This window comes from Thermosulfuriphilus ammonigenes (genome assembly GCF_011207455.1).
Taxonomy (GTDB): domain Bacteria; phylum Desulfobacterota; class Thermodesulfobacteria; order Thermodesulfobacteriales; family ST65; genus Thermosulfuriphilus; species Thermosulfuriphilus ammonigenes.
Window position 1 is genome coordinate 1782025 of record NZ_CP048877.1, and the last position, 23619, is coordinate 1805643.

A 23619-nucleotide genomic window follows, 5' to 3' on the forward strand; every position below is an offset into this window, starting at 1 on the left:
AGGACAGGGCTTTAAAGGGGAATTATTCGCCAATCTTGGGAAGGCTTCCGCGGGTTTGACTTCGGTTATAAACCATATGTAAGAAGAGCAAACTGGCTCCAAGATAGATAAGATTAAGCCCCGAGGCCCAAAGGATCTCTTCCCAGGGAAACAGGCCCTGATTGATTACCATTCGCATGCCCTCAAAGGCGTGGGCTGAGGGAGTCAGACGGGCCAAGGGTTGAATCAGGGGAGGTAAGACATCTACCGGATAAAAGACCGCTGAAAGAGGTAAAAAGATAAAGGCCAAGGCCCAGGCTAATATCTCGGCCTCTTGTCCGAACCAGAGAATGAATCCCATGGTGGTAAATCCTATACTCCAACCCACAGCCACTAAGTTGAGCACCAAAGGCAAAAGGGCCAGGCCCAGCCGGAATATATTGAATGAATAAATGACCCCGGCCAGGAGAGACATGGCCCCAAAGGCCAGGATGGTCTTAGTTATGCTGATAACCAGAAGCCCGGCTATATACTCGGAAAACTTAAGGGGTGAGACGAAAAGGTTTGTAAGGTTGCGGGCCCAGATATCCTCCAGAAAGGAAACAGCGATGCCCTGCTGGGCTCGATAGAGGATATTCCAAAGGATAAGGGCCCCTAAAAAATAAGAAACAAACTGAGGCAGCCCCGAGGCGCTTTTTTCTAAGTAGAGGGTTACGAAACCCCAGAGGAGAAGATCCACCGTAGGCCAATAAAAGACTTCTAGCAGACGAGTGAGACTCCGCCGATAGAGAAAGAGCTGTCTTAAGACCACCGCGGCTATCCGTCTAGGAGACATTTTTCTCTTCCAGGGCCCTGAAAAAGGCCTCTTCCAGATTTTGGGCCGCAAAGCGAGACCTTATCTCTTCTGCTGATCCTAAGGCCAAAAGCCTGCCCTCGCGGATGAGGGCTACGCGATCAGAGATTTCCTCCATCTCTTGGAGGTTGTGCGAGGTGTAGATCACCGAAAGACCTCGCTCCTGACGCAACCTCTTGAGGAGTTTTCTGGTTTTTCGAGCCATTTCTGGATCAAGTCCGGCGGTAGGTTCATCCAGGAGCAGGATCTCGGGGTCGTTAATCAGGGCTTTAGCCAGGCAAAGGCGCATCATCTGGCCAGAAGAAAGCTTTCTGGCCGGAGAGGTAGCTAGCCCTTCCAGATCAAAGAGTTTAAGCATCTCATGGCACCGTTTCCCAGGCTGAGGAACGCGGTAGATCAGGGCGTAGACCATCAGATTTTCCCAAAGGGTCAGAGACAGAGGCAGGGAGACGTAATTTGAGGCAAAGTTCATCCTTTCTAGGATTTTTATGCGATGGCGGGAGAATTCGAGCCCAAAGACCTCTATCTTTCCTGAGGTTGGCGCGATAAGTCCTAGAAGGCAGTGGATGAGAGTGGTCTTGCCAGCCCCATTGGGCCCCAGGATACCCAGAATCTCTCCGGTTAAGAGATCAAAACTCACCCCTTTAAGGGCCTCTTTTTCTCCGAAAGCCTTGGTTAATCCTCTTACCCGAAGAATGGCTTGATGGGCCTTTTTCGTTTGGTCGTCGGGCCTTCTGGAGTTATCCTTGCCGGACATGGAAGTCTATCTTATCAGTAAAAGGCTCCGTGGCCAGCCGGCGGCCTTAGTCCTTATTGGCTTTGGTCTGATGGATGCTCTGGGGACCGGTCTTCTTTACCTGCCTTTTAGCCATCAGGGCCCTCTTTCTTTAGTGGACAGCCTCTTTACAGCCACATCGGCCCTTTGTGTTACGGGACTCACTGTAGTCAACACCGCCCAGACCTTTACCTCCTTTGGGAAGGCTATCATCCTGATCCTTATGCAGATCGGCGGTCTCGGCGTAATGACTTTCTCTGTTCTCCTGGCCTATACGCTCGGCCGCCCTGTACGCCTCACGGATCGAGTGGTTATTCAGGAGAGTTTTCTTCATAGAAGGGTTCCTGATATTCGTTATTTGATTGGTGTTGTTTTGGTCTTTACTATGATTGCGGAGACCGCCTCCGCCCTGCTTTTAGGAATTCTCTTTTTAAGAGAGTTCCCGGCAGGACAGGCCTTCTCTCACGGAATCTTTCATGCCGTATCCGCCTTCTGCAATGCTGGCTTCTCTACCCTTCCTGAGGGGCTTGTTCCTTATCGGGATGACTGGGCTATAAATATCGTAATTATGCTAACTATTCTTTTAGGTAATACCGGCTTTGCGGTGATCTATGAGCTAGTTGATCGCCTTCTCCGGCGCCAAAGAGGGCCCTTTTCGGTGCACTTCCGTCTTACGGTAATGACTCATCTTTTTCTGATTGTTCTAGGGGCGGCAGGGGTTTTTTACTTTGAGTCCTCTACCACTTTGGGCAGTCTTCCGGTGGCAAACAGGGCCTTGGTGGCCTTTTTCCATAGTGTCAGTGCTCGGACGGCCGGCTTCAACACCGTTGATATAGCCAGCTTTACCGAGGACACTCTCTATCTTCTCCTTCTTCTTATGTTTATCGGGGCCTGTCCAGGCTCGACTGGCGGTGGTCTTAAAACGACTACTGTGGCCCTCCTTTGGTTTACGGCTATCAGCCGACTGCGGGGTTTTACCCGGACGGTGGTTTTTAAGCGCTCTATTCCTGAAAGTACGGTTCAGCGGGCCGTAGCTCTCTTTGTCATTATGGTAGTGGTGGCCTTAACAGCCCATTTGGCTCTGATGCTTATCGGCCCAAATGTTCCCTTCTCGCAGGCCCGGAGTCAGTTCTTAGCCTATCTTTTCGAGACCATATCTGCTCTAGGTACCGTGGGGCTTTCGGTGGGATTGACCCCTCATCTAGGGCTGGCCGGTAAGCTCCTTGTTTGTCTGGTTATGTTTCTTGGTCGAGTTGGTCTTCTTTCTGTTCTTTCTGTGCTTGCCCGAGTGACCACCCGACCACGGCCCTATTATTATGCCCAGGAGAACCTGATGGTGGGGTGATTCTATGGAGAAACGGCGCTTTGCTGTTATTGGTCTGGGGAAGTTCGGTTTTTATTTGGCACGCAACCTGGCCGAACACAAACAACATGTCCTCTGTATAGAAAAAGATGAGGCCCTGGTAGAGGCCATAAGTCCTTACGTGGGTGAGGCTGTAGTTGGAGATGCCAGCAAAAGAGAAGTTCTCGAAGGACTTGCCCTGGCAGAAATGGAGCAGGTTATTGTGGCTGTGGGCAATCTCACCCAAAGCGTTCTCATCACCCTTTATCTAAAGGAGCTAGGGGTGAGAAGAGTCCTGGCCAAGGCTAACGATGAAGACCACGCCAAAGTTCTCTCCTTGGTGGGGGCTGACCGGGTGATTATTCCGGAGCGAGATTCGGCCCGGCGGGTAGCCCAGAGCCTCATCATGCCTAATATTGTTGATTTTTTGCCTATGATGCCGGATTTCTGTGTGGCCGAAATTGAGCCGCCCCCATCATTTGTTGGTCATTCTCTGGCTGAACTTGACTTGCGCCGCCGTTACCACGTCTATGTTATTGGTGTTCGCAATAAATTTTCTGATAAAATAGCCCTTATGCCTCGGGCCGAGCATGTTATCGATCGGGACGAAGTTCTCTACGTTATGGGTCGCCATGTCGATGTAGAGGCCCTCTCGGAGAAATAGAGGGATTTCATCTGGTGAGAAGTTTTTCTCTAACATCCTCTGGAGATGTTATTTTATGCTTGACAAGCGCTCGAGAGTAGGCCATCCACTTAAAGACAATAAAGAGGTCGGGTCAATATTTGGTGAGGTATGGAGGATCCCTTAATTTCTCTCTTTAAAGCCCCGCAGAGAGTCCTTCTCCCGGCCTTCTGCCTCTTTTTCTTCGCCGCCTGTGCGACAGCTCCGGTTACCGGACGCCAGCAGCTTATCCTCATTGATTCCCAGACAGAGCAGGCTCTTGGTCTCGAAGCCTATGAGAATATCCTAAAAGAAGCCAAAATTTCTCAGGATCCTCAAATAAATGCCTTAATTCAGAGGGTTGGGTGGCGTATTGCTGAGGCTACCGGTCGGGATGATTTTGCCTGGGAGTTTAAGGTCATCGAAGCCCCCAAAACCATAAACGCCTTCTGTCTCCCCGGGGGAAAGGTCTTTGTTTATACGGGACTCCTCTCGGTGACAGAAAATGAGGCCGGTCTGGCTACAGTGATAGGACATGAGGTGGCCCATGCTATTGCTCGCCATGGAGCTGAGCGTCTGAGCCTGGTTCTTTTGGCTGACATGGGCGAAAAAGCTCTTTCCTCTTTCCTTAACCTTAAGGATCCTCTTACTAGACGGCTCTTTTATACCGCCTATGGTATAGGGACAAACCTGGGGCTTATTCTTCCATATAGTCGCAAGCAAGAGCTTGAGGCCGATGAGATAGGTCTTTTCCTTATGGCCCGGGCCGGCTATGATCCGCGAGAGGCACTAAGATTCTGGGAAAAGATGCTGGAGTTGGATAAAAGGCGCCCTCAGCCACCCCCATTTTTAGCTACCCATCCTCCGGATGAGGTGCGCCTAAGGCATCTTGGGGAACTCCTCCCACGGGCCCTGCAGCTTTACAGGGCCTTACGGCTTCCAGAAACGACATTTTCCTCTTTGGGAGGAGGACATGGTTCGAAAATGTTTGTAAGTTAGAAAAAATAAAATTAAAAGAGGTGAGATATGAAAACTATAACTTTTGGACGTAGTCAGATTTCTTCAGAAGGCCCTTGCTATGTCATTGCTGAGATTGGACATAACCATCAGGGTAATTTAGATATAGCTTTAGAAATGATTGAAGTAGCTGCGCGTTGTGGAGTCCAAGCTGTAAAATTTCAAAAACGAGATAACAAGTCGCTCTTTACTAAAGAATTCTATAACAAGCCCTACGACAATGAAAATAGTTATGGATCAACCTATGGTGAACACAGAGAGTTTCTAGAATTTGGTTTAGAAGAATATAAAATTTTAAAAAAAGCTGCAGAGGAAAATGGTGTAGAATTTATGGCTACAGCTTTTGATTTTAAAAGTGTAGATTTCCTTGAAGACTTAGGGATAACTAGTTATAAAGTGGCCTCTGGTGATCTGACAAACATCCCTCTTTTAACTTATATAGCTAAGTTAAAAAAACCCATGTTTATATCTACGGGTGCTGCTACTTTAGAAGAAATAAGAATGGCTTATGAAGCAGTTTTGAAGTATAATGATCAAATTTGTTTGTTGCACTGTGTGGCTGGATATCCTACAGAATATGAACACTTGAATTTAAAGTTTATTGAAACTTTAAAGAAAGAATTTCCGGAGGCTATTATAGGTTATTCTGGTCATGATAATGGTATTTTAGCTGCCGTAATTGCTTATATGTTAGGAGCTACAGTAGTAGAGAAACACTTTACTTTAAATCGTGCTTGGAAGGGTACGGATCATAAGTTTTCTTTAGAGCCAGAAGGTTTACGGAAACAGGTTAGAGATTTGCGACGAGTTGATTTGGCTTTAGGAGATGGTAAGAAGATTATTTACGATTTTGAGTGGGAAGCTAGAAAAAAAATGGGTAAAGGAATTTATTCTTCTAAGAAGTTGCCTGCAGGTAAAGTTCTTACCTGGGATGATGTTGTTTTTAAGACACCAGCTAACGGTACTCCTCCTTATTTAATAGAAAAAATTTTGGGTAAAACGTTAAAGGTTGATCTTGAAGAAGAATCTCCTATCTCGCTAGATTTATTAGAATGATTGCTTTTTTATAACTGATAAATAAAAAGAGGGGAAGTTAATGAAATGTCTGATTCTATAGTTTCTGATCCATCTTCTTTTTTGGTAGAACTTTTTGGTTTAAATAATAGGGTGGCAATAGTAACTGGTGCTGCTGGTCAACTTGGTGGAGAATATGTTCGAACTCTTTTAAGTGCTGGTGCATGTGTTGCGGCTTTTGATGTTAATTTAGATAATCCCAAATCTATTTTAAGCAAAATAAATTCAAAGAGATTGCTGACTTTAGAGGTAGATATAACAGATAAAAAATCTGTTCAACGGGGTCTTGAAGAAGTTTTATCCCATTTTGGAACGCTTAATATTCTTATTAATAATGCAGCGATTGATGCTCCCCCTAATGCTACAGATCAAGAGACTGGTCCTTTTGAGACTTATCCTGAAAGATCTTGGCAAATTATGATGGATGTTAACCTTAAAGGTATGTTTATCTGTTGTCAGATTTTGGGTGGGTATATGGCTAGTAAATGTGGGGGAAGTATTATTAATATTTCATCTATCTATGGAGTTTTGTCTCCTGATCAAAGAATTTATGCCTATAGATCTATAGAAAAACCTTTTTTTAAACCCGTTGCTTATAGTGTTAGTAAAGCGGGTGTTTTGGGGTTAACCAAATATCTTGCTACTTACTGGGCTTCAAAAAATGTAAGGGTTAATGCTTTAATTCTAGGTGGAGTGTTTAATAATCAAGATGAAATCTTCATTAAAAACTATAGCAATAAAGTCCCTCTTGGTAGAATGGCATGGCAATATGAATACAATGGGGCAATTTTGTTTTTAGCTTCTGATGCTTCTTCTTATATGACTGGTTCTGCTTTAGTTATAGATGGTGGATATAGTGCCTGGTAAATAACACTAATAGTGGAGGATGGTTATGGCAAAACTGTTTTACAATTATATTGGTGGTAATTGGATTCCTGCAGTTTCGGGAGAGACATTTGAAAATATTAATCCTTCTAATATTAATGAGATTTTAGGATTGTTTCCCCGTTCTAATAAGCAAGATGTGGATATGGCTGTTTCTGCAGCTCAAAAGGCATTTAGAGACTGGAAAGATACTCCTCCTCCAGAAAGAGCAGAAATATTATTTGAGGCTGCGCGTTTGTTAATAGCTAATAAAGAGCAACTTGCAAATGTTATTTTAAAAGAAAACGGAAAAACATTTTCAGCTTGTTTGGGGGAGGTTCAATCTGCTATAGATATGGCAAATTTTATGGCTGGTGAAGGGAGAAGGATGTATGGTAAGACTACTCATTCGGGATTACGAAAACGTTTCGCAATGACAAAACGTTTCCCTATAGGAGTTGTTGGGATTATTTTACCCTTTAATTTTCCTTTAGCTTTAACAGCTTGGAGGGTTTTTCCAGCTCTTATATGTGGAAATACGGTTGTCTTAAAATCTGATGAAAACTCTCCTGAGACTCCAGTCCATTTTGTAAAAATTTTAGAACAGGCTGGTTTACCTAAAGGTGTATTAAATCTTGTTCATGGTTTTGGGTTAGATGTCGGCGAATCAATGACTAAACATCCTGGTATCTCTATGATATCTTTTACAGGTTCTAGTGTTACTGGAAGTCTTGTGGCTTCGAACTGTGCGAAAAGACATGCTAAAGTATCTTTGGAATTGGGAGGTAAAAATGCGGTTATAGTTATGGATGATGCGGATCTAGATCTTGCTGTAGATGGAGTTATTTGCGGAGCTTTTTCTGTTTCTGGTCAAAGGTGTACAGCAACAAGTAGAGTAATTATTCACAAAAATGTTTATGATGTTTTTATAGAAAAAATGTTATCTAGAGTTTCTAACTTAAAGATTGGTCCTGCAGATGATGAATCTTCTGATGTAACCCCTCTGATAAACAAAAAACAATTGGACAGGATTTTGGCCTTTATTGATAAAGCAAAACAACAAGGATGTAGGATACTTTTTGGTGGTTCTCAGTTAAGAGGCGGCCTTTATGATAGGGGTTATTATATTCAACCAACTATTATAGATCAAGTAACTCCTGATATGGAAATTGCTCAAGAAGAGATTTTTGGTCCCGTTTTGATTGTTTTTAAGGTCTCTTCATATGATGAGGCTATAAAAATTCATAATTTTTCTCAGTATGGCCTTTCTGCCTCTCTTTTTACGAGAGATGTTAATAAAGCTTTTAGTTTTTTTGATGATGCTGAAGCAGGTGTATGTTATGTTAACGCTCCAACTTTTGGTTCCGAGCCCCACATGCCCTTTGGTGGTGTGAAGAAGTCAGGTCAAGGATATCGAGAGGTAGGATGGGCTGCAATAGAAACTTATTCTGAATTAAAGACGATTTATGTTGATTATAGTGCTAAAATTCAAAATGTGCAATTTGTCTCTAAAGACTAAAATTTAGTCCTTTGGGGGGTCTTAATGCTGGAAATTCGTTTTGTTCCTTATGAAGAGATTGTAAGAATTAGACATTCAAATATTGATGAATATAAAAAACTTCAAATATTAAGTGACATTTGTAGGTTAAATGCTTTTTCTGCTGTTAAAAAAGCTGGATCTGGCCATCTTGGGTCTAGTTTTAGCGCTTTAGATATATTAGTTTTTCTTTATTTTAAAGAAATGAATGTTTTGGAATTAGGTATTAGTAATCCTAATCGAGATATATATTTTTCATCAAAGGGACATGATTGTCCAGGACAGTATTCTGTTTTATTCGCAGCTGGAATCATAAATTATGATAAACTTCTTAACTTGAGACGACTTGGGGGTTTAGATGGTCATCCAGATATTAGAATTCCTGGTATAGAGGCTAATTCTGGTTCTCTTGGAATGGGTATATCTAAGGCCAAGGGAATGGCTTTGGCTAAAAAGATGAAAGGCCTTAAAGGTAGAATTTTTGTAATGACTGGAGATGGAGAACTTCAAGAAGGTCAGATATGGGAGGCCTTACAGACTACTGTTCATCAAAAGATTACCAATGTTAATGTGATTGTGGATTTTAACAAAATTCAAACGGATAAACCTCTAAAAGAGATAATCGATCTTGGTGATCTGGAAAAGAAGTTCGAAGTTTTTGGCTGGTATGTCAAAAGATGCGATGGTCACGATTTCAGGGATTTGGAAGATGCCTTCTCAGAACTCAAAGAGATAACGGATAGGCCGAAAGTACTAATAGCCGACACTATTAAAGGAAAGGGTGTCTCCTTTATGGAAGGACCCACAGCTCTAGAGCAGGGTAATGGCCTGTATAGGTGGCATGCCGGTGCACCTGATGATGATTCGTACGAAGCCGGATTTGCCGAATTGATTGATAAGATAAACGGTCATCTCCGGGATGTCAGCCTTGAACCTGTAAAACTTGAACTAGTTGAGACAAGGCAGAAGGGCAGAGTCAGGCTTAAAGATGTAGCAGAAAAGGTTGTGAATGCCTATGGAGAGGCACTGGTTGAGATAGGTAAAAGGAGAAAGGATATTATTGTTCTTGATGCTGACCTGTCCGCTGATTGTGGATTACGTCCCTTTGAAAACACCTTTCCTGACAGATTTATTGAAAATGGAATAGCCGAGCAGGATATGGTCTCTATGGCAGGTGGATTGGCCCTCCAAGGATATTTGCCTATAGTGAACTCTTTTGGTGTTTTTCTTGCTTCTAGAGCTAATGAGCAGATTTACACAAATGCGACGGAAAATACAAAGATAATTTATGTATGTCATTATGCCGGTCTGATACCAGCTGGACCTGGTAAATCTCATCAAAGTCTAAGGGATATTTCTCTTTTTGGTGCATTGCCTAATTGTATCATAGTAGAACCTTGCAATGCAATAGAAACCAAGAAAGCACTTCAATGGTGTGTTGATGAATCTAGAGAACTTTGTATGATGAGGCTAGTGATATCGCCCTCTCCTCGTACTATTCTATTCCCAGATAATTATGAATTTTCCTTTGGGAAAGGTACTGTTTTAAAGGATGGTGAAGATGTAATTATTTTTAGCTATGGTCCTGTTATGCTGAATGAAGCCTTGAAGGCATCTGAGATTTTAGAGAAAGAAAATATTTCACTGAAGGTGGTAAATATGCCTTGGATAAATCGGATAGATAAAACCTGGTTTGAAAATATCTTGACTAATTTTGAGTCCATTTTTGTTCTTGATAATCATTCAATATATGGAGGATTAGGGGATTTTTTTCTTAATGTTTTGATGGAATCTGATAATCTTAGAGGAAAAAGACTTTATAAACTTGCAATTAATGAATTTCCCGAGTGTGGTACTCCTGTTGAGGTGTTAAAATATCATAGACTTGATGCTGAAAGTTTGGCTAGTTTTATAAAAACAAAGATTTTTAAATAATATCAATCCGATTGTTCTTGTTTGCATAAAGAATATATCTTATTGCAAGACGGTTTGTTCCTTTTATAAGGAGAATTTTGGCATGAAGATATTGGGATTTATCCCGGCTCGCGGAGGATCAAAAAGAATTCCCAAAAAGAATATTAAATTGTTACATGGTAAACCATTAATTGCTTATACAATTGAAGCAGCTAAAAAATCTAAATATATTAATAGAATCGTTGTTTCAACTGATTCAAAGGAAATAGCATTAGTGGCTGAAAAATATGGGGCCGAGGTGCCTTTTTTGAGACCTGCTGATATTGCCCGTAGTGATTCTACGGAAATGGAGTTTTTTGAGCATGCATTAAATTGGTTTTCAAAGTATGAAAACTATGAACCAGATTTAATCGTTTTGCTTTATCCTACTTCACCTTTAAGGAAGACCGAGTCAATTGATAAAGCAATTGAAAAGATGTTACAGCACCCGGAGGCGGACTCTTTAAGATCTGTTAGGCTTTGTTCTGAGCATCCTTATAAAATGTGGTTAATTGAGGGAGAGTATCTTAAGCCTTTTGTTAAAGAACAAGATTCAAACATGCATACTCTTGCCTATCATCTTTTGCCAAAAATTTATATTCAAAATGCAAGTATATATATTACTAAGCCGTCTACTATAAAGAATAAAAAGACACCTATAGGAGATCTTGTGGTTCCGTTTATAATGGATGATATTGAATCCATTGATATTAACACCCCTCTTGATTTTAAGCTTGCTGAAATTATTTTAAGGGAATTTAATCTATAAATCCTGTGATATGTTTTTTAAAGATCTTGCGAAAAAGAGTCGCATATTAAGACTTTTAGTCCGTCGATATCGCTTAAAAAAATATCAACCCTCCTGGAAGTATTTATTAAAAAAAGATGAACTTCTTTGGGAAAAATCCTTAAAAACTGCTACTAAGGGACCCAATGTTTTACTTCCAACAAGTGTTGGGGCATATTTATCAGGTACTACTTTAGAAAGTCTTTTAGCTGTAGCTCTAACTTTGAGAGGTGTTGAGGTTCATGTTCTCTTATGTGATGGTATATTGCCAGCCTGTTTTGAATGCTGGATAGGGTGGTACTCTAATGAGAAAAAATTTCTAAAATATGGTCCTCAAGGTCTTCTTTGTAATGATTGTTTTTTGCCAGCTTATAGACTATTTACTTCACTTGGTGTTAAAGTCTATAGATATAGTGATTTTTTGTCCCAAAGTGAATTGCATGAACTAGATTCTCTTTCTTCATTAATATCTTTTGAAGATATTGGCGACTATTTTTTAGATGGAATTGCAATTGGTGAACATGCTATGGCAGGAGCTTTGAGGTTTTATGCTCGTGGTGATTTAGATGATGAACCGTATGCTGAACATGTGTTGAGACGTTATTTTAAAGCTTCTTTGATTACGGCTTATGTAATGCGACGTTTTCTTGATAAAGAAAACTATATATCTTCCGTTTTTCATCACGGAATATATGTTCCTCAAGGTCTTATAGGAGAAGTTTGTCGTCAAAAAAAAGTTCCAGTTGTTAACTGGAATCCTGGTTATAGAAAAAATACTTTTATTTTTAGTCATTATGACACATATCATCATACAATGATTACTGAATCTCTCGATAATTGGATAAACATTCAATGGAATGACGTTTTAGATATAAAATTAATGACGTATTTAAAAAGCCGTTGGAAAGGAAGTCAAGATTGGATATGGTTTCATGAAAAACCCAGTTTTGATTTAGAAAAAATAGAAAAAGAAATAAATATTGATTTTTCAAAACCTTGTATAGGAATGCTAACAAGTGTAATGTGGGATGCGAGATTGCATTATCCATCTACTGCTTTTCCTAGTATGCTTGATTGGGTTTTACAAACTATTCAATATTTTAAGAAGCGTCCTGATCTTCAATTAATAATTAGAATTCATCCTGCTGAAATACGAGGTACTTTGCCATCAAGGCAGAAAATAATGGATGAAATTAAAAAAAGATATCCGACTTTACCCCAAAATATTTTTATAATTCCCCCTGAAAGTCGAATCAGTACTTATGTACTTATGCTTCAATGTGATACCGTAATTATTTATAACACTAAAACTGGTATAGAGCTTGCCGCAATGGGTATTCCCGTTATTGTCGCTGGTGAGGCCTGGATTCGTAATAAAGGATTTGCTATGGAAGTTGATAATTCAAAATCATATTATGAACTTCTTGACAGACTACCATTAAATAAAAGAATGTCCTCTGAAGATATACTTAAAGCTAAAAAATATGCTTATCATTTTTTCTTTCGGAGAATGATTCCTCTGGAGTTCATGAAACCCACTGGAGGTAATCCCCCATACAGGATACAACTTGAGAGTTTAAAAGACTTATTACCTGGCAAAACTATAGGGCTTGATATTATTTGTGATGGAATATTAAAAGGCTCTGATTTTATTTATCCTGCTGAATTTTTAACTTGAAGTAAATAATAGAGAGTTTTGAAAAATTATGGTGATTAATCTTATCCAATTATATTCTGCTCTTCTGTTAGTTATTTGTGTCTGTAAATCTCTATACTGCAGATCTAAATTTTCTTTATTTTCGTTTTTTTTCTGGTATTTTTATTCTCCATCCTCCTTATCTTTTATTTTTAGACAGAATATTGCCAATATATATCTGCTTCTCTTAAAAACTTCCTCTTCTCCTCATTTTCCAGGTCAGATTCAGCAAATTGTAGATAAAATACGTAAGAAACAAATGAATCTCGTTGATCATAAGCCTTACATACCTTGCCCTCTGAAGATGCAAAGAGAAGATACTGAATACCCGTTCCACCGTAGCTCTTATGCGCGAAAAGATCCGGTTCCGTTTCTTTTGCCTACCAGAGAGGGGCGGACCCCGACAGGCTTTGGCCAATATGCCACAAAATTTGCCCTCCTCACGGTACTTTTGCCTAATGTTGTCATAGGCTTTGTCTGCAAAGATGGTCTTCTCGTCTCCCTCAAGCAGCTCATCGAGGACCTGAGAGTCATGGACGTTGGCTGGCGTACAGACAAACTCGGACACAAAATCACTTTTGGGATCAATGGCAATATGATCTTTGTAGCCATAGACCACTTTACCTATGGTGGGCTTGGTAACAATATATTGAATCTTTTTAAACGAAGCTCAGTCAATGAAAGATAAAGATATAAGGCTTTATAAAACTTGGGACTAACAGAACACTCTCAATGAGGCAACTACCTGAGATAGAGATATTGAAGTGCCATAGACCTTGATAGTGGACTATAGCTACAACAAAATGAGGATCGAGGTTAATATATGAGCGAATCAAAAGAAAAACCCTCTGAAATAAATGAAGAGGTTCTTGAGAGAGCTATCAGAAAGGTACATAAATTGATTTTATCAAAAATCAAAAAGTTTGAGCATGAACTGAGTTTATTTAATGACCCCTATCAGAAATATAAAATCATACAGGAATCTAAAGATTTCCTTTCTAAAAAGCTAAGGCAAATTACAACAAAGATAGAACACAAATTTGATCATCTGGAAGAACTTGAAAGAGAGATAGTCAATACCTATATAAGAGATCTCCGGAAGATGCCCTCCATTTTAAAAAGAAATATCCGGAAGATAGAAGATAAAAATTTCAGAAAGGCTTTAAGCAACCATCTTAAAGTTATAAAAGAGAAAGAGCTTCTTATAGCTATAGAGAGTGGCCTGATCTCCTGGGAGAAACTACTTGATACAAAATACCGTTTCGGGGAGGGAATGGATGAGAGAGTAATAGAAGTTCCACTTGCCATAGAGGTTGGCAGTTTTTCTCAGCCAGGAAAAGTCCTTGATGCAGGAGCAGCATTGAATGCGAAATACATCAGAGATTACATAGGCAGGCCTGAAGCATATATAGTTCATTTTACACAAAGTGCACAAAAAGAGGAGGTCATGCCTCTTGATGATAGAGTCTCATATATATTCGGTGATTTAAGAGACATGGATTTCAAGGATGAGGTGTTTGATAGGATTATCTGTATTTCAACCCTGGAACATATAGGAATGGATAATACAAGGTACGGAGGGCAGAAGGAAAATAATCCGAATTCGTATCTGAATGCAGTCAGGGAGATGTTTCGTGTTCTTAAAAGAGGTGGACGTCTTTTATTCACCTTTCCTTATGGTAAGCCAATGAATTTTGGCTGGTATCGAATTTTTGGTCGTAGTGACATAGAGCATATTATTGAAATATGCAGTGGCTGTGAATTTAAAGAGAAATATTTTTATTACAATGGCTTTTGGTATGAAGCAACAGCAGCCCCTCCAGTTAATGGAACATATAATGACGAAGAGGATATTGAAGGTGTGGCTGCTATACTTATTATCAAAAATTAGATCTGGATGAAATTATGCAAATTTACCAGATAAAAAGAGAGATATTCAATACTGTAAAACTAGGATGGTTTTTATTCCTCAGAGACTTCAGATACAGATTCAGACAGACTTATTTCGGATATATTTGGGCCTTTATAAAACCTTTGTTGGCTGCTCTACCAATTATTATTGTAGGTAACCAGTTTGATTTGGACAGGAACAATCCTCTTAACGTGAACTATGCAGTTTTTTCTTTTGTAGGGCTTATGTTATGGCAGGTTTTCTGGGATTCCATTGTTTTTCCTCAGTGGATGATGAGAAGAACAAGGAGCATTTTAAAAAGGGTGCCTTTTAAGTATTGGGCTATTGTTGTCGCCGGATGCTTTTATGTGCTATTCAATCTGCTCATTTATATAAGTTTAACGTTTATAGTATTAATAATATTTAATGTTTCTCCTCCTTGGACTGCTTTTTTAGGTGTATTGGCACTAATTCCACTTATACTCTGTGGATTGTCAATAGGTATTTTTATTGCTCCGATAACATTGGTATATCTTGATCTCAGATACAGTTTACCTACTCTTGCTGGTCTTCTTTTATGGAGCGTTCCTATTGTATACGTAACACCCGAGACAGGGTTGCTAAATATTATAAACAGATGGAATCCGGTCACTTTTTTGATCAATGTACCCCGGGCATGGCTTATTAGCGGACTCAGTAGTTCAGACTGGATGTTTTTCTTATCGTGTATGTTGTTCTTTGTATTTTTTCTTTTCAGTGTGAGATTTTACAAAAAAGCCATGCCTGTGGTGGTTGAACAGATTGTTTAGAGTATATTTCGGTAATATGGGTAATTATAAAAACACAGATCTTAGAGATGTAATAATTTTTGACAATGTCTCCAAGTTCTATTCACTGGATATAAAAATAACCAAGCGACGCACTTTTTACAGTATCCTTTTCGGGAAGAGAAGAGGCTGGGAACAGGGTGAAAAAGTACATTGTGTTCTTCATAATCTGTCTTTTTCGGTTAAGGAAGGAGAAAAACTCCTTATTCTTGGTCCCGCTGAGTCTGGTAAGTCAACAATTGCAAAGCTGATTTGTGGTCTGGCTTATCCAACTGAAGGTAAAATTGTTGTCAAAGGTAAAGTAAGATATGTAACATCAACTCCTATAGCTTCAAATCCTCTAATGACTCTTAAAGAGTACTCTCAGCTGCTTGCAATGATTTGTGGCGCTGATGGAAAACATTTGACAGAGCTTTGTGATGATATATTAAATTGCTGTAATCTTGGAGACCTGAAAGATACAAAGATCTATGATTTGCCAGGAAGAATACTTAAAGAAATGGTTTATTATACCATGATATCTATAGATGCGGATATTTATGTATTTGATAATACTTTAAGATTAGATCATTCCAGTTTTGGAGACCTTTGCTGGAACAAGATTCAGAATATTTTGAGAGAACGTACAGTTATAATTTTGAAGAAAAATATCCAACATTTAGATAAGCGTGTGATAAAATATTTGGATAAAGTTTTAATGCTTGAAGAGGGAAGAACAGTGTTTTTTGGTCCATATAAAAAGGCTTTTAATGCTGATTACTCTGTTGATAAGAGTGTAGAAAGAAAGGGTAATGTGGAACAATCCTCTTATCCTGCTTATCATAATGATGATAGTATTTCAGATAGCAGTGATCCACAAGGACGAACATCTTATCCTGCGTATCTTGTTATTAACAGGATCTTAAAAGAATATAAAAAAATAAACAATGAAACCAGGGGGCAGGCTCCTTCTTTGGAGGAGTTATTGCATGTTAATTTAAGGAAAGAACTGGAGGAAGTAATAGATACATCTAAAACAATTGTTCTGGGTCCTTATATTTCGGATGTAGGTGTAGAGTTCACTTACTGGATTCCTTTTCTCAGATGGTTAATTCATACCTATAAACTTGATAGCAGGCGTATTATCGCTATCTCAAGATGCGGTGCAAGGCTCTGGTATGAAGATTTAGGTGTTGAATATCTTGATTTATCGGATTTAATCTCTGATACAGAACTTTCAGAATACTTCCGTAATATAACATCAGGATGGAACATGAAACAGTTTTATTTATCTGTTGGAGAAAAAGAAATTCTAAATCGAGCTATAAAAAAATTGGGACTCTTTGATTATTGTTTGATTCATCCTGCTTTAATGTGGAATTTATTTTTACCTGTATGGAAGCGCTTTTTACCTCTGGATTTTATTTATGATTATACTATATACGAGCCCTTTAATCACGTGGACTGGAATAAAGAGGATCAATTCGATCTTCCCGAAAAGTATATTGTGGTTAAGTTCAGTTTTTTTCCTCATTTTCCACAGACGAAGGAAAATCTGTCTTTTTTAGATAAGCTTGTTAGAGAACTGGCTAAGAATTTTAATGTTGTAAGTTTGCATACGGATATACTAGTTGACAGACATAGAGACTTTATTTGTGATACAAATGGTTTATATGAAATCAGGGATAAAGTGAACTACAAAAATATACTCGAAGTTCAAACTAAAATAATAAGAAATGCTGCTTTCTGTGTGGGAGTTCAGGGCAATATAATATCCTTTGCACCGTATATGAATGTAAAAACTCTAAGTATTTATTCTCATAAGGAGGCCGGTACCTTTCCTATGACTTTAACGCTTTACGAATCACATCTTTCAAGGCTCTTTGAAGGTTCGTGTAATTCTTTAGATATAAGCAGGTCAGATGTTTCCGATGTGATTGATAGCATTAGTGAAGTCATGTAAGATGTCAGGTAGCTGGATGTGAAGTATTGGGATTTGCTTTGGATCATGAGAGATCATCAAGGACATATGTACACTCAGACAACGATTATAATGGCGGGATGGAACAAAATATTACAGCTTAGAGAAGCTTTTGTTGTGTAGCGCTTTCAGGCAGAAATGCTGAGGAATGCCAGAGGGAGAGTTGCATTCAGGAAGAGTTTATTCTAGAGTGAAAAACAGAAGAGCTAAACGAAGTTTATTTTGTTGATGTTTCTGTAGTAAGTGAAGAGGGTATGGTGTCAGAATTGGAAAGACTTTTAATTTATCAGATGGGTAGAGTGGGCTCTAAAACTATTGAATATTCATTAAAGGCAATAGGGCTATCGCCTTATCATGTTCATACACTTAGTGATAAGGGATTAAGCTATTATAAGGACATGTTATCCGTGTCTGAGAAGGGTAGCCAACAATTTAAAAAATACCATAATAAGCTTAAAGAGATAGAGTACTTGCGTACACAAATAAAGCAGGGAAATCGAAAATGGAAAATTATAACCCTTACGAGAGATCCAGTTGCCAGAAATATATCTTTTTTCTTTTATTATATTTTCAATCTACAAGCAAAATTAAGCTTTAACCTGGATCCTGAAAATCTTGAAGGATTGTTGTCTTTATTTTTGAACTGTCCGTCTTTAGATGGTTTTAACACTCATGAAACACCCCTGGCTTGGTTTGATATAGAAATGAAAGCAGTTTTCGGCATAGATGTGTACAAGACTATATTCCCATTTCATAAAGGTTATAAAATATATGAAGGGGAAAAGGCTGACCTATTATTAATAAGGCTGGAAAATCTTGATCGATGTCATCAACAGGCTTTTAAGGATTTTCTGGGAATAGAGATTTTTAAACTCGTAAATAAAAATATTGCAAGTACTGGACTGTATTCTTCTATATATGAACAGTTTTGTAAAAATGTGGTTTTACCTGAAGACTATATGGACAAAATGTATAATTCCAGATATGCTCGCCATTTTTATACTGAAGAAGAAATTGATTTTTTTAGGCGGAAGTGGAGTGGCCTGATATAGGTGGTTTAAAGATTATCGGAAGAATTTTATGCAAGGTACTGAGGAAGGATATTGTGTCAGATATATGTGAAAATGGCAGTAGAGCCGGCTGAAGCTTAAGAGATCGGCCAGTACGATATCGAGGCATTCGGACACGGAGCGTCGAGGGTGAAACTTGCACGGAAGGTCATCTGGATAATTAATGGAGGCACAAAGCCTTGCGGGAGAACTTTTGCAGAAGTTAATGCATCAAAGATGCACGATTAATAAGGTCGGAATATTCAGGGATATCTGGCAAAATGATACAGTAAGGACTGTCAGATCGAGAGTTTGTTTTCCATCATAAAGGAAGATGAGGTAAACATTAATCGGAATTGTAATAGTACAATATTCAGAGCTGTTCTTTCATCGTGTTTCTTTATAGTTCAAGTCAGTTAAGGGATATGCATTGATACTAAAGTGCATTTGATTGCTTTTATTAAAGTACATGAAAAAACGAGTCAGTAGATGAAGATGGTTGAAATCAGTTGGAAAAGGTATGAACTTGATGAGAGCCATTCTGATATTTTTATAAGAAGTTAACATTTTTCAGTAAAAGAGGAGGCTCATACTTTATGAGAATACTTTTCATTATGTTACATCCTGGATATGTACGAAATTATGAGTCGGCAATTCGACTCCTTGCCGAAAGAGGGCATAAGATTCATGTATGTTTCTCCCAACCTAAAAAACAAGCAGAAGACAGACTCATCGAAAGACTTGCCGCGGAGAATAAAAACATCACCTATGATAAGAAGAAGATTCCCAAAAGGAATCTTCTGTGGAGATATCTTGCACAGGCAATTCGAGGTGGTCGGGATTATGTGAGATATTTTCATCCAAGATATGAAAATGCAACGAAGTTAAAGGAAAGAGTAGCCATTCGGTTTGGTGTTGTATTGCGACCTATAGCAAGTACAATACTAAGTTTTTTGGCTTCTCTCAAGGCAGTAAGGTTAATAGATAAACTCCTTGTAATGCTGGAGACAGCACTGCCTAGTTGTAAGAGGATCGATGATTTTCTTAGGTCTAAAAATCCCGATATTCTTTTAGTAACACCAATTGTAAACATAGCCTCTGATCAGGTAGACTACGTTAAAAGCGCAAAATCACTTGGAATAAGATGTGTAGTATGTGTAGCAAGCTGGGATAATCTGACGAATAAAGGATTGATACGAGTGGAGCCAGATGCTGTAATTGTATGGAATGAGATCCAGAAACAAGAAGCTGTGGAGCTACATAACATTCCAGAGTCAAAAGTTGTAGTAACTGGTGCCCAGTGTTATGACAAGTGGTTTGATATGAAAGCAAGTACTACCAGAGAGGAATTCTGCCGTAAGGTTGGATTAATATCTGAACATTCATACATACTTTATGTATGCTCTTCTCCCTTTATTGCTCCAAATGAAGTGAAATTTGTTGAGACCTGGATAAAAAACATAAGATCATCAAAGGACCCGAACATATCAAATATTGGGATCCTTGTAAGACCTCATCCTCAGAATGCAAAACAATGGGAAGGAGTAGATTTTTCACATTATGGAAACGTCACCATTTATCCCCAGGGAGGTGCCAATCCGGTAGATGAGGAATCCAAAAGAGACTTCTATGAGTCTATTTTTCATAGTAAGGCTGTGGTTGGTATAAATACAAGTGCAATGATAGAAGCCGGAATTTTGAATAAGCCGGTCTTTACAATTCTGAATCCAGAATTTGAAGGAACCCAGCAGGGCACACTCCACTTCCATTATCTTGTTAAAGGAGGGCTACTTCATATTAGTAGAAGTTTTGATGAACATATACAGCAACTTGAATCAGTGATAAGCGGAGATGGTTCGTATATTAATAGAATCAGGAAATTTATTGAAATTTTCGTGAGACCTCATGGGCTTGATAAGCCATCAACACCGATTTTTGCTAATGCTATTGAAGAGATAATGAATTCACCTGCACCTCTCCCTTTAAAAACTCCTCTTTGGTGTTATTTAATGCGTCCTATTTTATTAGGGCTTGCTATTCTAGTTCTTTTATTTAAAAAGGATTTCAAGAAAAATTTGAAGCGATCTTTGACTAATAAAAAGAGAGTTATAAAAGATGCTTTGTTTAAAAAACCTTTGCCAAGAGTTATAAGATTTTTTCGTCCTATTTTTCTGCCTATTTTTAAGTCTTTTATAAAAAGACCGTTTGTAAGAGAATATATAATTCCCCGAATAATAGAAGAATATGCCAGTAGTAGTGCTAATAAGAGATTTATTTATACTAATAGTATTCTTAAGAAAATAAGAAGGATTTCAAAATCACCAAAGCCAATTATTGTTGGTCCCTGGCTATCAGAAGTAGGTTTTGAAATTCTCTATTGGATTCCCTTTTTAAACTGGGCATTTGAAAGATTTAATCTCGAAAAAGATCGAATAATTGTGATATCTCGGGGAGGAGTAGAGGCCTGGTATAATGGAATTTACAAACATTATATAGACATCTTTGATTTCTTTGGAGAGGAAGATTTTAAAAATAAAAACCAAAGACGAATAGAGATTACAGGTGCTCAAAAGCATAATATTATATCAGATTTTGATTATGAGATTCTAGAAATAGTAAAGTCTAAATTAAATATAACTGAGTTTGATTGGTTTCATCCTTCGCTTATGTACCAAATGTTCCAATCCTATTGGAGAAGAAAAGCCCCTATTTCTTTGATTGAGTCATATACGAATTATAAAAAGTTTAATCGTAATGTTATTAAAAACAATGATATTGACCTGCCTAACAAATATATCGCTGTTAAGTTCTATTTTAGCTCTTGCTTTCCTGATACTAAAGAAAATAGAATGATGATATCGCAATTGTTGAATTTTTTTTCTACTTATATAGATATAGTATTGCTGGCTACCAATATTGATATAGATGATCATGTTGACTTTTCTCTTAATGCAAATGGTAGAATTCATTTGATTAAAGATAAAATGACTTTAAGAAATAATCTGGAAATACAAACTAAAGTTATTGCTAATTCTTTAGCTTTCTTTGGCACTTATGGAGGGTTTTCGTATTTGGCTCCTTTTTATGGAGTACCTTCTGTGGCTTTTTATTCGAATGAAGAGAACTTTTTACCAGTCCATTTAGATGTAGCATATAGGGCCTTTCGTTACTTAAAATTTGGTTCTTTTGATAAGGTTCGAAAAAACAACTTCTTCTATCATACTCATGATAGAAAAGAAAAATATGAATTTTTGCCTATAAATATTAAAACTTTAGATCTTTTAAAAATTTTCAAAAATAAAGTGAGGTGAAAAGGATGATAGTAAACTATGATGATCTGGTTAAATATCAGAGGAAATGTGTGATGGTTGATGGTTGTTTCGATCCTTTGCATATTGGGCATTTAAAATATTTTGATGTGGCTTCTACTTTAGGTTTTCCTCTTTTTTGTAATGTTCAGTCAGACGATTATATTTCTAATAATAAAAAAAGACCTAATCTCTTGCCAGAACTTCAAAGAATCAATCTTATTGATTCTTTGAAAACAATTTCTTATGTCCATTTGTGTAAAACTTCTACTTCTGATGTTCTTTCAAAATTACAGCCCTTAAAATACGTTAAGGGAATGGATTGGAAGAAAAAGGGTTTACCTAATGATGAGCAAGAAGTATGTAAAAAGTATGGAATAGAAATTTTATTTTTAGATACTAATGTAGATAGTTCTACTAATATTGTTAGAGATTTTATAAGAAACAAAGATTGTAATTCTCTAAAAGAGTTTGAAGGTATATTATTTTCGCAAAAGGAAATTGAGCCCCATTACTATGATGAGCACTATTTCCGTGGTGATTGGAGAAATGGCCAAAATGATTATTCACTTGAGACAAGAAGAATAATTGAAGCCAAGAATCCCGTAAATATAAAAGAAGTTTTTCGGCCCAAACGTGTTTTAGATGTTGGCTGTGGTCCTGGGGCATTAATGTATTTTCTATATGAATTAGGTATAGAAACATATGGAATAGATTTCAGTCAAGCTGCCAAAGACTTGGCTCCAAAAGAAGTGCGTTCTAATATTGTTGTAGCTCCTGTGACTGAATATTATAATTTCGGAATCGATTTTGATCTTGTTATTTGTCGTGAGTTGTTAGAACATTTGACAATTTTGCAGATTAGGCAAGCTGTTAAGGTTTTAGCTGATTATACCTCCAAATACTTATATGTTACTACTAGGTTCCATCCATCTCCAGTTTCTCTTTTAGATGTAACAGATGATAGAGTGACTGATCCTACTCATATAACTTTGCTGAATAAAGACTTTCTTAAGTTATTGTTTATGTTAGAAGGGCTTAGACCACGTCCAGATTTAGAGGAGAAAATGGATTGGAAAAAATTGGGTAGAGTTTTGGTTTTTGAGAGGGTTTATAAAAATGTATAAATATTTAGTGAGCTCTCATCTTAATCCAAGTTTATCTGGAGTTGCAAAATTTAATCAAATTCTTGCTATGAAGTTAGATGTTCCTTGCTTGAGTGTTTTTGATATTCAAAGTATTGATAAAGGACCTATTCTTTTTTCTTTAAAGGTTCGTGATTTAAATGATTCAGAATGCCTTCTTCTCTCTAAATATTTAAATTTTCTTGTTGCTAAAAATATTGAATATGATCTTTTCTTTCATACATTTGATGGATTGGATTTGGAATATGAACTTTTGAAATATTCTCGAATAATATATTCTGGAAATTTAGAAATTTATTCTGCTCTTAAAGGAATTAACAAAAAAATAATATCTGCCTGGTGCCCAGCTCTTATAACTGGTGATCATATTGTACGAGAAACTTCTCTTAATCTTTTTTCGTTTGGTATGGCCCATAAATTACAACTAAAGTACTATAAAATTCTTCAAAATTTTTTAGAAAATTATAATATTGATTATGTACTATGGGTTTCCACAGCTTTTCATGAGAAAGCAAATTTTGGTGATTTTGATTCTGTAAGTAATCAATTGTCTAAAATATTTGGTTTTCGTATTCAATTTTTAGGATTTCTTTCTGATGATGCTATTAATTATTTCCTTGATAAAACTCAACTATTTGTTGCCTTTTTTGAAAAAGGTGTTAGAGCAAATAATACAAGTATTTTTGCTGCAATGAATAGAGGATGTGCTATTATTACCAATATTGATGAATATTCACCTTCTTGGATTAAACATAGTGTGAATGTTCTTGATATTCGTCTACTTAAACCTGAAAATTTGAAATTAGATTTTTTAAAAAAAATTGGTTTGCAGGCTAAAAACGATGTTCAGAGATATGCAAGTTGGGATAAATTAATAGAACTTTTTTCTGTGATTTAATTT

18 protein-coding genes and 1 pseudogene are annotated in these 23619 nt (G+C 37.7%); 16 read left to right on the top strand and 3 right to left on the bottom strand.

Translation table 11 applies throughout. The features are described from left to right. Positions 1-22 precede the first annotated feature (22 nt). On the bottom strand, positions 23-814 hold the full coding sequence (locus tag G4V39_RS08700; protein WP_166032563.1) for an ABC transporter permease: 792 nt from the start codon (positions 812-814) through the stop codon (positions 23-25). Continuing rightward, complete coding sequence (locus G4V39_RS08705) at positions 804-1589, bottom strand: ABC transporter ATP-binding protein (RefSeq protein WP_166032564.1); 786 nt, start codon at positions 1587-1589, stop codon at positions 804-806. The genes G4V39_RS08700 and G4V39_RS08705 overlap by 11 nt, the downstream gene beginning before the upstream one ends. On the opposite strand from G4V39_RS08705, the gene G4V39_RS08710 reads away from it, so the two are divergent. From G4V39_RS08710 to G4V39_RS08750, 9 genes are all read left to right on the top strand, one after another. After that, on the top strand, positions 1588-2952 hold the full coding sequence (locus G4V39_RS08710) for a TrkH family potassium uptake protein (RefSeq protein ID WP_166032565.1): 1365 nt from the start codon (positions 1588-1590) through the stop codon (positions 2950-2952). The genes G4V39_RS08705 and G4V39_RS08710 overlap by 2 nt on opposite strands. Positions 2953-2956: 4 nt before the next feature. Then, positions 2957-3613 carry a potassium channel family protein gene (locus tag G4V39_RS08715; protein ID WP_166032566.1) on the top strand — a complete coding sequence of 219 codons (657 nt, stop codon included), beginning with the start codon at positions 2957-2959 and terminating at the stop codon, positions 3611-3613. Between the two features lie 129 nt (positions 3614-3742). After that, entirely contained in the window at positions 3743-4609 is an 867-nt protein-coding gene (locus G4V39_RS08720) for a M48 family metallopeptidase (protein WP_166032567.1), read from the top strand. A 27-nt stretch (positions 4610-4636) separates the two neighbouring features. Continuing rightward, positions 4637-5683, top strand: coding sequence for an N-acetylneuraminate synthase family protein (locus G4V39_RS08725; protein ID WP_166032568.1), 1047 nt, complete (start codon positions 4637-4639; stop codon positions 5681-5683). 45 nt (positions 5684-5728) lie between these two features. Further along, a complete protein-coding gene (locus tag G4V39_RS08730; RefSeq protein ID WP_166032569.1) occupies positions 5729-6568 on the top strand; it encodes an SDR family oxidoreductase in 840 nt (279 codons plus the stop codon). A 25-nt stretch (positions 6569-6593) separates the two neighbouring features. Continuing rightward, the gene (locus G4V39_RS08735) at positions 6594-8084 is read left to right on the top strand and encodes an aldehyde dehydrogenase family protein (RefSeq protein WP_166032570.1); all 1491 of its coding nucleotides are present in this window, start codon (positions 6594-6596) and stop codon (positions 8082-8084) included. A 24-nt stretch (positions 8085-8108) separates the two neighbouring features. Further along, positions 8109-10037: a transketolase C-terminal domain-containing protein gene (locus tag G4V39_RS08740; RefSeq protein WP_166032571.1), complete on the top strand. Its 1929-nt coding sequence runs from the start codon at positions 8109-8111 to the stop codon at positions 10035-10037. Positions 10038-10119: 82 nt separating this feature from the next. Further along, positions 10120-10824 (top strand): acylneuraminate cytidylyltransferase family protein, encoded by a 705-nt coding sequence (locus G4V39_RS08745; RefSeq protein ID WP_166032572.1) that lies wholly within the window; start codon positions 10120-10122, stop codon positions 10822-10824. A gap of 10 nt (positions 10825-10834) precedes the next feature. After that, positions 10835-12520, top strand: a complete 1686-nt coding sequence (locus tag G4V39_RS08750) for a glycosyltransferase family 4 protein (RefSeq protein ID WP_166032573.1) — start codon at positions 10835-10837, stop codon at positions 12518-12520. A 205-nt stretch (positions 12521-12725) separates the two neighbouring features. Here the strand turns inward: G4V39_RS08750 and G4V39_RS08755 are convergent. Next, a pseudogene (locus tag G4V39_RS08755) lies at positions 12726-13160 on the bottom strand (transposase); the annotation flags it as partial. Positions 13161-13361: 201 nt separating this feature from the next. Here G4V39_RS08755 and G4V39_RS08760 point away from each other — a divergent pair. From G4V39_RS08760 to G4V39_RS08790, 7 genes are all read left to right on the top strand, one after another. Continuing rightward, positions 13362-14429: a class I SAM-dependent methyltransferase gene (locus tag G4V39_RS08760; protein ID WP_166032574.1), complete on the top strand. Its 1068-nt coding sequence runs from the start codon at positions 13362-13364 to the stop codon at positions 14427-14429. A gap of 14 nt (positions 14430-14443) precedes the next feature. Beyond that, positions 14444-15238 (top strand): ABC transporter permease, encoded by a 795-nt coding sequence (locus tag G4V39_RS08765; protein ID WP_166032575.1) that lies wholly within the window; start codon positions 14444-14446, stop codon positions 15236-15238. 16 nt (positions 15239-15254) lie between these two features. Then, on the top strand, positions 15255-17198 hold the full coding sequence (locus tag G4V39_RS08770; protein WP_166032576.1) for an ATP-binding cassette domain-containing protein: 1944 nt from the start codon (positions 15255-15257) through the stop codon (positions 17196-17198). Positions 17199-17473: 275 nt separating this feature from the next. Next, on the top strand, positions 17474-18268 hold the full coding sequence (locus G4V39_RS08775) for a putative capsular polysaccharide synthesis family protein (protein WP_166032577.1): 795 nt from the start codon (positions 17474-17476) through the stop codon (positions 18266-18268). Positions 18269-18861: 593 nt separating this feature from the next. Further along, a complete protein-coding gene (locus tag G4V39_RS08780; protein WP_166032578.1) occupies positions 18862-21576 on the top strand; it encodes a glycosyltransferase family protein in 2715 nt (904 codons plus the stop codon). Between the two features lie 5 nt (positions 21577-21581). Continuing rightward, entirely contained in the window at positions 21582-22700 is a 1119-nt protein-coding gene (locus G4V39_RS08785) for a methyltransferase domain-containing protein (RefSeq protein ID WP_210412076.1), read from the top strand. A 7-nt stretch (positions 22701-22707) separates the two neighbouring features. Further along, complete coding sequence (locus G4V39_RS08790; protein WP_210412078.1) at positions 22708-23616, top strand: glycosyltransferase family protein; 909 nt, start codon at positions 22708-22710, stop codon at positions 23614-23616. Positions 23617-23619: the final 3 nt, after the last annotated feature.